The following is a 7,445-nucleotide window of genomic DNA, read 5'->3' as shown; positions in this document are numbered from 1 at the left end:
CGAATCGCCCCCTGACTCAGGGGGGAACGATATCCGGCTGCGCCCGGATATCTCCCAAAGTTTGCTGCGCAAACCTTGGGCCCCACCGTTGCGCTGCCACACCCCCATTCGCATCTGCGATGCGAATCGCCCCCTGACTCAAGGGGCTGGGGCATACCGTTAGGAGCGGTCGAGTGACTGCAAGCGTTGCGCCAGCTTCTTCGGCGATACGCCGCCGCGGGTGCCCAATTCCTGCGCGAACAGCGATACCCGCAATTCCTCCAGATCGTGGGCGAAGGCCCGCCAGGCCGGATCGTCGGCACGGCCCTGCGTGCGCGCGGCGTCCAGTGCATCGACGAACGGCTTGAGCTCCAGCATCCGCGCCTGGTCGCGGGCGGGATCGCGCAGGGCGCGCTCGCCGCGCAGTGTCAGCGCCTTCAGATAACGCGGGTACTCGCGCAACGACTCGGCCGGCACATCGCGCAGGAAGCCCGGTGGCGCCAACGCGGCCAGGTGCGCGCGCATGTCGTCGAGATTGCCGCTGGCCCAGCCCATCAACGGCGACTCCAGCCCGGCGCGGACCTCGGCGACCGCGGCGAGGATGCCCTCGGCGCGCTTCAGGCGTTCGACCGCCTCCGGGAACAGGCCCTTGCCGACGGCGTCCAGACGCTCGGCGAACGCCTGCGGATCGCGGATCGTCCCCAGTCCATCGGACGACAGCGCCGCGAACGCGCCATCGACCAGGTCCGCGCGCAGGCGATCGCCGTCCTTGAGACCGTCGCTGCGCGGCGCCTGCGATTCGATCGCCGCGTACAACAGCCCTGTCTTCGGCGACACCGGCAACTGGCGGCGGGCCTGCCGCATCCGGTCCGCCAACGCCAGCGCCAGCAGCCGCCGCACGCCCGCCGGGTGCGCGGCCTCGGCGACCTCGCGCTCGGCATGCACGCGCAAGGACACGCTGTCGCCGTCGTCGTGCAGCGCCGGCCAGGCCGGCACCCCACCGGCGCCGGGCACCGACGCCGGAATCGACTGGTCCGGGAACGCGGTCAGACCGTCGCGGGCCAGGCCGTCGGCCGCGCGTGCGGCGAAGGCACGCGCGGCGCGCTCGCCGAAGCGCCGCTTCAGATCGTCCAGATCGCGCGACTCCGCCAACACCTTGCGGCCGTCCTTGTCGAGCAGCCGCAGGTTCATCCGCAGATGCGGCTCCAGCGCGGCCTCGTCGAAGTCCGTGGCGGCGACCTCGGCGCCGGTGAGCTTGTGCAGGAACCGCGCCAGCGCGCCGCCCAGGCTGTCGGCGACATCGCCGTCGGGATGGGCCTCGTGGAACGCGCGGGCGAAGTCGGGCGCCGGCACGAAATTGCGCCGTTGCGCCTTCGGCAGCGACTTGATCAGCGCGGTCGCCTTGTCCTCGACGAATCCCGGCGCCAGCCATCCCAGCCTTACCGGGTCGAGTGCGTTGAGCAGGTGCAACGGCACCGCCACAGTCATGCCGTCGTCGACCGCGCCCGGCTCGAAGCGGTATTTGACCGCCAATCGCGCATCGCCCAGCGAGATGTACGGCGGGAACCGCGCCGCGTCGCTTTCGTCGACGACCATCAGATCGTCCAGCGACCATTCCAGCCCGGCCTTGTCCACGGGCGACAGCTTGCGATACCAGGCATCCAGCGCCTGCGCGTTGTGCACGTCCGCCGGCAGCCGGTCGAGGTACCAGCGGGTCATCCAGTCCTCGTCGACGACCAGGCCGACGCGACGCTGCTTGGCCTCCTCCTCGCGCGCCTTCGCCAGGGTCGCGAGATTGCGGGCCAGGAACGCCGACCGGGTGTTGATCTCGCCGCTGACCAGGGCATCGCGGGCGAAGATCGCGCGGCTCTCCTCGGGGAACAGCGCGCCGTAGTGGATCGGCCGCTTCGGCGCCAGCACCAGTCCGAACAGGCTGATCTGCTCGCTGCCGACGACGCGGCCCTGCGAGCGCGCCCAGCGCGGGTCGTGCTGGCGCCGGGCCAGCAGGTGCGGCAACTCGGCGATGACCCAGTCCGGCTCGATCGCCGCATTGGTCAGGCCCCAGACCCGCTCGGTATCGAGCAGGGTCGCCGACAGCACCCACGGCGGCGGCTTGCGCGACAGCGGCGAGCCGGGAAACAACTGAAAACGGCGTCCGCGCGGCCCCTCGAACAGGCCGCGATCGCCACGATGCGCGACCTGGGTCGGCAAACCGGCGAGGATCGCCCGATGCAGGGTCGCATAGGTGGCCGTGTCGATCTCACCCCAGGCATCCCGCGGCCCGTCATCGCGCGGCTGGGCAGGCTCCGGGTCGCCGCGCCCGGCCACCCGTGGCTCGCGAGCGCTATCGCTCGCCCAGCCCATGTCCGCCGCCATCAGCTTCAGCTGGCGGTGCAGCTCGCGCCACTCGCGCATGCGCAGGAAGCCGAGGAAGTGCTTCTCGCACCACTTGCGCAGCCGCGACTGGGTCAGCTCCTGGTGCGCGTCCTCGTAGGTGGCCCACAGCTTGAGGATGCCGACGAACTCCGACTTCGGATCGGCAAACTGCGCATGCGCGGCATCGGCGGCCCCGCGCTGGTCGGCCGGCCGCTCACGCGGGTCCTGGATGCCGAGGAAGGAGGCGATCGCAAGCATCTCGCGCAGACAGCCGTGGGCCTGGGCGGCGACCAGCATCCGCGCCAGCTTCACGTCGACCGGCAGCCGCGACATCAGGCGCCCGGTCGCGGTCAGCCGGCGCGCCTCGTCGACCGCGCCCAGTTCGTTCAGCTGCTGCCAACCGTCGGCGATCGCGCGCGGCTCGGGCGGCTCCAGGAACGGGAAATCCTCGATGGTCCGTGCGATCCCCGATTCGCGCCTGGATGCGCGCTTGCGCGATCCCGGGCCTGCACCGTCGACATCGCCCAATCCCAGTGCCAGCATCCGCAGGATCACGCCGGCCAGCGCCGCGCGCAGGATCTCCGGGTCGGTATACAGCGGCCGCGACTGGAAATCGGCCTCCGAATACAGCCGGTAGCAGGTGCCCTCTGCGATGCGTCCGCAGCGGCCCTTGCGCTGGTTGGCGCTGGCCTGGCTGATCGGTTCGATATGCAGGCGGTCGAGCTTGCCGCGCTGGCTGTAGCGCTTGACCCGGGCCAGGCCCGGATCGATCACGTAGCGGATCCGCGGCACCGTCAGCGAGGTCTCGGCGACATTGGTCGCCAGCACGACGCGCCGCTGCACGCCGGGGTTGAACACCCGGTCCTGGTCGCGCACCGACAACCGCGCGTACAGCGGCAGCACCTCGGTATCGCGGTACTTGCGGCGCTCCAGCGCGTGGTGGACGTCGCGGATCTCGCGTTCGCCGGGCAGGAACACCAGCACGTCGCCACGCGGGTCCTGGCGGGTGATCTCGTCGCAGGCGGCGACGATGCCGTCGGTCACGCTGCGCTCGCCACGACGGCCGTCCTCGGCATCGCCCTCGCCTTCCAGCGGCCGGTAGCGCACCTCGACCGGGTAGGTGCGCCCCTCGACGTCGACCACCGGCGCATCGTCGAAATGGGCGGCGAAACGCGCGGTGTCGATGGTCGCCGAGGTCACGATGACCTTGAGGTCGCGACGCTTCTTCAGCAGCTGTTTCAGATAGCCGAGCAGGAAATCGATGTTGAGGCTGCGTTCGTGGGCCTCGTCGATCAGGATGGTGTCGTAGCGCGACAGCCAGCGGTCGGACTGGATCTCGGCCAGCAGGATGCCGTCGGTCATGAACTTGATCGCGGTCTGCTCGCCGACGTTCTCGTTGAAGCGGACCTGGTAACCGACCGCGCCGCCGAGCGGGACGTTCAACTCCTCGGCCACGCGCCGGGCGACCGCGCGCGCGGCGATCCGGCGCGGCTGGGTGCAGCCGATCATCCCGGCGCCGCCGCGTCCGGCCGCCAGGCACAGCTTCGGCAACTGGGTGGTCTTGCCCGAGCCGGTCTCGCCTGCGATCACCACCACCGGGTGCCTGCGGATCAACTCGACGATACGCTCGGCCTCGCCGGCGATCGGCAGCGACGCTTCGACCGGCGCCCGCGGCAACGACGATTCACGCTTCTCGCGGTGTTCGATAGACGCCTTCAATGCCTCGGCGAACGCGGCCTCGGCCTTGGCGTCGGCGGGCTTGCCCTTCCAGCGCGACCACAGCCCGTGCAGGCGGCCGCGATCGCGGCTCAGCGCACGGTCGATCGCGCGGCGGGCGTCCTGCAACGCCTTGCCGGATGTGTCGTTGTCGCGCGCGCGTCGTGACGCGGCATTTGCATTCGGGTCGATAGACTCCATGTGGTTGATAACGCGTCGACGCTTTTCCAGTCACGAATCGGGGCGACCATTGTCGCCGCAACGCCTCCCAGGAGAAACCGCATGGCCAAGTCCAAGTCCGCCAAGAAGCCCTCCAGCAAGACCGCCAAGCCGGCCGCATCGCCCGCCCCCGGCTCCGCGGCGCCGGCGATCGACATCGGCATCGGCAGCGGCGAGCGCAAGAAGATCGCCGACGGCCTGTCGCACTTCCTCGCCGACGCCTACACCCTGTACCTGAAGACCCACAACTTCCACTGGAACATCACCGGTCCGATGTTCAACTCGCTGCACGTGATGTTCGAGGGCCAGTACACCGAGCAGTGGGCCGCGCTGGACGAGGTCGCCGAGCGGATCCGCGCCCTGGGCTTCAACGCCCCGGGATCCTATGCCGAGTTCACCCGGCTGTCGTCGATTCCGGAGGAGCCGGGCCTGAGCGACGCCGCCGACTGGCGCGAGATGGTCCGTCAGCTGACCGTCGGCAACGAGGCGGTCTGCCGCACCGCGCGCAAGACCCTGAAGATCGCCGACAACGCCGGCGACGACCCGACCGTCGACCTGATGACCCAGCGCCTGCAGGTCCACGAGAAGACCGCCTGGATGCTGCGCTCGCTGCTGCAGTGAAGTCGCCAGGCTGCGCGTCTGGCGACCACGGGTTTCGCATCGCTAAACCCGTGCACTGCGCGATGCGCTTCCAATCCCCGCGCCTTTGGCGCGCCCCCTTGGCAGTGACGTCGCCGCGCTGCGCGTCTGGCGACCACGGGTTTCGCGTCGCGAAACCCGTGCACTGCACGTTGCGCTTCCGATCCCCGCGCCTTTGGCGCGCCCCCTTACCAAGGGGGCTTTCCTCCAGACGCGCTCACGCCTGTTGAACAGGGTGAGCATAGCGAGTCATCTCGTCTTGCGACCCTCGCTCTCAACTGCAGTGACGTCGCCACTCGGCGCGTCTGGCGACCACGGGTTTCGCATCGCGAAACCCGTGCACTGCACGCTGCGCTTCCGATCCCCGCGCCTTTGGCGCGCCCCCTTACCAAGGGGGCTTTCCTCCAGACGCGTTAGCGCTTGTGGGATGGGGTGAGCGTGGCGAGTCGCCTGATCCCGCAGATCTCGCTATGAAGTCGCCGCGCTGCGCGTCTGGCGACCACGGGTTTCGCGTCGCGAAACCCGTGCACTGCGCGATGCACCCACCGATGCCCCCGCCTTCAGCGCGCAGGGGCCTTCCTCAACAGGCGTTCCAGCCCGCGGAATGGGAGAACCTCGCGGCTCATCCCATCCCGGAGGTCGCCCCTCAGCCCTCTTCATCGGGCAACGCAGGCGGGGCGCTGGCGGTCTTCGGACGTGAGCGCCAATGGCCATCCCGGGTCCAGGCCTTGAAGCCCCAAGTGGCCCAGCGCAGCACCGCAACGGCCAGCCACAACGCCCAGGCCAGCATCGCGGCGCGGTACAGCCACAGCGGAACGGTTATCGCCGAGCCCTGCGGCAGGACGTCGCTGCTCTGGTCGGCAAACCAGCGCAGAACATGGGCACTCGAACCGCTGCCGCGGATGTGCATGTCCGGCGTGCCGAGCAGGCCGTAGGGAATCGCCGCCACCAGGGCCAGCACGGCGGCGACGGTCAGCGCCACCAGGCCGATCTGCACCAGATTGAAGCCCACGCTACCGAGCGAGGCCGTATTGCGGTCGCGCCAGGCCACCGCGAACAGCCAGGCCACGACCACGAACAATGCGAGCCAGGAGAAGGTGGAGAAACCAATCCCCAGCAGCAGCCATTCGTGCAGCTTCAACGGCGCCCAGCGCAGGCGGCTCAGGGCAAAGGCCACCAGCACGAGCACCAGCAGCTCGCCCCAGTACAGCACCGCCGGCCCCTGGCGCGGGCCACGGGTCAGCAGCACCCAACGGTCCTCCGGCAGGTTCAGCTGGAGATTGATGTTGGCGGCGGGCAGGCCCAGGTCGATCGCGGGTGTCGTGTTGCGCATGGCCACGCCATCGCCGTCGCGGAAGCGGATATCGAACCGCTGCACGCCCGGCCGCAGGGGCAGGCTCAGGCGACCGTCCTGCGGACGCAGATTGAGGCTTTCGCCGTCGCGCGTGACCGACAGCACCTCGGCGCTGGCCGGCAGAACGACGGTGTGATCGCCGCCCTGGCTGGCGCGCACGGTCAGGTCCAGCGCGTGTTCGCCGGCCCGCTGGCCGAACCGGCTCTGCAGCCGCAATGCGTCGATGGCGCGAGTGGCACCGGCGGCGGCGGTGGGGCGGGACACCGTGACCTTCAGCGTTTCTCCCGGCAACGGATGGAAGCGGAACACCTGCCAGTCGTCGTCGGCGTCCCCGGACCGGGGGGCGCTTTCGGGCACGCCTTCGAAATCCAGGTGCCACAGCGGGCTTGCGGTGATCTCCCAGACCTCGGCGTGATCGCTCAATGCCGGAGCGGTCAGGGTGAACACATCGGCCTTGTCCAGGCTGCCCTGCCACTGGGCGCTACCGGCGCCGTCGGGGACCGGCAATTCGACCTGGCCGGCGCGCACCTGCAGCCCGGCGGTGCCGACCTTCTCGCCCTCCAGCAATGGCAGCTTCACGGTGAAGCCGCCGGCCTGCGGGGCAAGCCGCTCCGCGACCGAGCGCAGTTGCCAGTCCAGCCCCAGATCGAGATGGCGGGTCAGACGCACGTACGGCGGGAAGTCCTGCGCCCCCGGACGCCCGGGCCCGTCGCCCGCCTCCGGCCCCGCCTCGCGGCTGCGGGTCAGCGTCAGGCTGCCGGCGGGAAGGCGGTTTTCGCTGATGCCACCGGCCTGCCAGCCGATGCCCTCGAACTGGATACGCGCCGGCGGCAGCGGGAACGCGAGCACGACCTTGTCGGCCACCGCGCGAGCCTCGATCCCGACCCGGTGCACGCCACGTTCCAGGACGACCCAACGTCGCCCCTGCGCCTGCAGCACGCCGTCGGCCTCGACGCCGTCCACGCGCAGGTCCAGCGGAGACAGGCCGGCGTCGTCCGCGGGCAGCGGCACGAACACTCGGGTGGCCGCGTGCACGTCGAGGGCGATGCGCACGTCGTCGCGGTCGGCGCGCACGTTCACCGCCGCGATCGTGGCGCAGTCCGGCGCACAGTCCGGCAGGCGGGTCAGGCGGTTCTTCAGCTCGCCGAGCAGTTCCGTCGAT

The 7,445-nt window shown here is 70.2% G+C and carries 2 protein-coding genes and 1 pseudogene; 1 reads left to right on the top strand and 2 read right to left on the bottom strand.

Translation table 11 applies throughout. The annotated features are described in order from the left end of the window. Nucleotides 1–159 precede the first annotated feature (159 nt). Nucleotides 160–4,272: a DUF3418 domain-containing protein gene (locus FKV24_RS10340; protein WP_141482326.1), complete on the bottom strand. Its 4,113-nt coding sequence runs from the start codon at nt 4,270–4,272 to the stop codon at nt 160–162. Nucleotides 4,273–4,353: 81 nt separating this feature from the next. Here FKV24_RS10340 and FKV24_RS10335 point away from each other — a divergent pair, with 81 nt between their 5' ends. Then, nucleotides 4,354–4,911: a Dps family protein gene (locus FKV24_RS10335; RefSeq protein ID WP_111267228.1), complete on the top strand. Its 558-nt coding sequence runs from the start codon at nt 4,354–4,356 to the stop codon at nt 4,909–4,911. A 664-nt stretch (nt 4,912–5,575) separates the two neighbouring features. Here the strand turns inward: FKV24_RS10335 and FKV24_RS19280 are convergent. Then, nucleotides 5,576–7,445, bottom strand: a pseudogene (locus FKV24_RS19280) (hypothetical protein); the annotation flags it as partial.

The organism is Marilutibacter maris, assembly GCF_006546735.2.
GTDB lineage: Bacteria > Pseudomonadota > Gammaproteobacteria > Xanthomonadales > Xanthomonadaceae > Marilutibacter > Marilutibacter maris.
The sequence above is the reverse complement of the archived record's forward strand: the minus strand, read 5'-3'. Positions and strand labels throughout refer to the sequence as shown.

Bases quoted from the DNA above. Each gene is read 5' to 3' on its own strand.
- FKV24_RS10340 (WP_141482326.1), bottom strand. From the start codon at position 4,272: ATGGAGTCTATCGACCCGAATGCAAATGCCGCGTCACGACGCGCGCGC.
- FKV24_RS10335 (WP_111267228.1), top strand. From the start codon at position 4,354: ATGGCCAAGTCCAAGTCCGCCAAGAAGCCCTCCAGCAAGACCGCCAAG.